Here is a 3,523-nt window from a genome sequence, read left to right as displayed (position 1 = left end):
AGCTGCTGTTGAGAAGGTTCAAGGCCGCGCATAAGTTAAAATATAGTGTCGTTTCTTAAAATTCTAACGCAGTTAGTAGGTTTTTCAACGGCCTGTTAGATAGCCAGCACGTCATTGTCCCGGATCAACAAATCCAATGAACAATTTACTTTTTAGATTTCTTATTTCATCCCGATATTGAGCTGCCTTTTCAAATTCCAAGTTTTTGGCTGATTCCAACATTTGTTTTTCCAGTGACTTGATTTCTTTCGTTAGTTGAGATTCGCTCATACGATCGTAACGAGCCTGTACTTGAGCTGCTCCAATTTGCTGCCGCGCATGCTCACTATCATAAACTCCATCGATGAGATCTTTGATACGCTTACTGACACTTCGTGGCGTAATATTGTTATTCTGATTAAATAAAATTTGTTTTTTTCGGCGCCGTTCAGTTTCATCTATAGCCCGTCGCATTGAATTTGTAACACGGTCAGCATAAAGAATGGCAGTACCATTGATATGGCGTGCTGCTCTCCCCATGGTTTGAATTAAAGAGCGCTCAGAGCGCAAGAATCCTTCTTTATCAGCATCCAGAATCCCTACTAACGATACTTCTGGAATATCCAGCCCTTCTCGTAACAAATTGATCCCAACCAATACATCAAACTTGCCAAGACGCAAATCCCGGATAATTTCTACTCGCTCAACCGTGTCGATATCAGAGTGGAGATAGCGCACTCTAATCCCATGATCAGAGAAGTAATCGGTCAAATCCTCTGCCATACGTTTAGTCAATGTTGTGACCAGCGTTCGCTCCCCTTTGGCTGTTCGCACAGAAACTTCTGACATCAGATCATCTACCTGCGTTGCTACAGGCCGTAAAACGATTTCCGGGTCAATTAAACCAGTAGGCCGGACAACCTGTTCGGCAACCTGACCACTTTTTTCTTGCTCATATGCTGCCGGTGTGGCCGAGATAAAAATTGTCTGAGGCATCAATTTCTCAAACTCATCAAATTTTAGTGGTCGATTGTCCAATGCTGAAGGCAACCGGAAACCATAGGTTACTAGATTTTCCTTACGCGATCGATCACCTCGATACATGCCTCCTAACTGTGGAACGGTTACATGACTCTCATCGATTATCATTAAAGCATTGGTTGGCAGATAGTCGATGAGCGTAGGCGGAGGCTCACCAGACTTTCTACCTGAAAAGTGACGCGAATAATTTTCGATACCTTTACAGAAGCCCAGCTCATTCAGCATCTCCAAATCGAAACGAGTGCGTTGCTCAATGCGTTGAGCTTCTACCAGCTTATTTTGCTGCTGAAAAAATGTGATACGTTCAGCCAATTCAGTTTTGATAGTCTCAATTGCCCGCAGGGTTGTACTTCTCGGTGTCACATAATGACTTGAAGGATAAACAGTATACCGCGCTACCTTCTGCAGAATTCGTCCAGTTAGCGGATCAAACGAAGATATACTTTCTACGATGTCATCAAACAGCGATACTCGAATGGCTACTTCTGAGCTCTCTGCTGGAAAAATATCGAGTGTATCGCCTCTTACCCGGAAAGTGCCGCGACTGAATTCAAATTCATTTCGCTGATATTGCATCCCGGTCAGGCGCTTAATAATATCGCGCTGAGATATTTCTTCATGTTCACGCAGATGTAGAATCATACTGTGATAGTCAACTGGATCACCAATACCATAAATACAGGATACCGTTGCGACGATGATGGCGTCTTTGCGTTCGAGTAGCGATTTGGTTGCAGAAAGTCGCATTTGCTCAATGTGTTCATTAATACTGGAATCTTTTTCTATAAAAAGATCCCGGGATGGAACATATGCTTCGGGTTGATAGTAATCATAATAAGAGACGAAATATTCAATTGCATTTTCTGGGAAAAATTCACGCATTTCTGCATATAACTGGGCTGCCAGTGTTTTATTGGGTGCAATAATGATCGCGGGACGTCCCAATTGTGCAATCGTATTAGCTATTGTGAACGTTTTACCTGAACCCGTTACTCCTAGTAACGTTTGACAAAATAATCCAGCTTCGATACCTTCAATCAATTTACTGATCGCACCAGGTTGATCACCTGAGGGCTGAAACGACTGATATAGTTTATAAGGGCTGTTGGGAAAGGTAATAATCACAGGTATAATTTGAATGTAAGAAACTTGCTTGTTTAATTCTACCATGTTGGGTATCGACCATTTCAGGAGCACAGTTGTGGAACTCTCAAAACGCGCACAGGCCATTAAACCATCCCCTACCCTAGCTGTCACTGCGAAGGCTGCAAGGCTTAAATCTGAAGGTAAAGATATTATAGGGCTCGGTGCTGGTGAACCTGATTTTGATACACCTCAACATATCAAAAATGCAGCGATAGCTGCAATTAACGCGGGTTTCACGAAATATACTCAAGTAGGAGGTACGCCATCACTCAAGAGTGCAATTATTGCAAAATTCAAACGTGAAAATGATTTTGATTTTACTTCCAAAGAAATCCTCGTTTCTTGTGGCGGAAAACAAAGTTTTTTTAATCTTGTATTAGCCACGATCAACCCTGGCGATGAGGTGATCATTCCTGCCCCATACTGGGTTTCCTATCCTGATATAGTACTTATTGCTGAAGGAAAACCCGTCTTTATCGAAACAGGTATTGAAGACAGTTTCAAAATTACAGCCAAACAGCTGGAAGAAGCTATTACACAAAAGACCAGAATGTTTGTTATTAATAGTCCTAGCAACCCATCCGGCAGTGTCTATACCCTGGATGAACTCAAGGCATTAGGCGAGATACTAAAAAAGTATCCAAATATTTTGATTGCATCTGATGATATGTACGAGCATATCCTTTTATCGGATGACAAATTTGTCAATATTCTCAATGCATGCCCTGACTTGCGTTCACGTACAATCGTATTAAATGGCGTTTCCAAAGCTTATGCTATGACAGGCTGGCGAATTGGTTATTGTGGCGGACCTGAGCACATCATTACTGGAATGGAAAATATTCAATCACAAAGTACTTCTAATCCTACATCCATATCACAGATAGCAGCTGAAGCAGCGCTGAATGGCGATCAATCGTGCATGATTCCGATGCAAGCAGCGTTCAAAGAACGTAACCAGTTTGTTACTGATAGACTAAATACGATTCCTGGTATTCACTGTTTACTTTCTGGAGGGGCGTTCTATGCTTTTGCTGATGCCCGTCAAGCAATACAAAAACTCCAAATGAATGGATTCATGAAAAATAATAGCGATATTGCTTTTAGTGAATTATTGTTGGAAAAAGCAGGGGTTGCCATTGTCCCTGGATCAGCATTTGGTTGCCCAGGATATATCCGTCTATCTTTTGCCACTTCAATGGAGAATTTAGAAAAGGCAATTGAGCGTATTAGTAATCTGCTGAAATAAGAAAATATAAAATTGAATCGCCCCGGTTTTTCCGGAGACTTTTTAGTTTGAGTCAGGCTGCATTAGCTGACTCCTTTAATTGGCGATAATATGCCATTTCAAATTCAG

General features: G+C 41.6%; 2 protein-coding genes. One reads left to right on the top strand and one right to left on the bottom strand.

Annotation, left to right across the window (positions count from 1 at the left end; genetic code table 11):
• Positions 1–111: 111 nt before the first annotated feature.
• Complete coding sequence (uvrB, locus tag BLW34_RS14995) at positions 112–2,145, bottom strand: excinuclease ABC subunit UvrB (RefSeq protein ID WP_090581308.1); 2,034 nt, start codon at positions 2,143–2,145, stop codon at positions 112–114.
• Positions 2,146–2,221: 76 nt separating this feature from the next.
• Here uvrB and BLW34_RS14990 point away from each other — a divergent pair, with 76 nt between their 5' ends.
• Positions 2,222–3,415, top strand: a complete 1,194-nt coding sequence (locus BLW34_RS14990; RefSeq protein WP_090581305.1) for a pyridoxal phosphate-dependent aminotransferase — start codon at positions 2,222–2,224, stop codon at positions 3,413–3,415.
• Positions 3,416–3,523: the final 108 nt, after the last annotated feature.

Origin of the sequence: Nitrosomonas sp. Nm58, from assembly GCF_900107335.1 — a bacterium.
Classification (GTDB): domain Bacteria; phylum Pseudomonadota; class Gammaproteobacteria; order Burkholderiales; family Nitrosomonadaceae; genus Nitrosomonas.
Note: the sequence above shows the minus strand (reverse complement) of the source record. Positions and strands in the feature narration are given on the sequence as shown.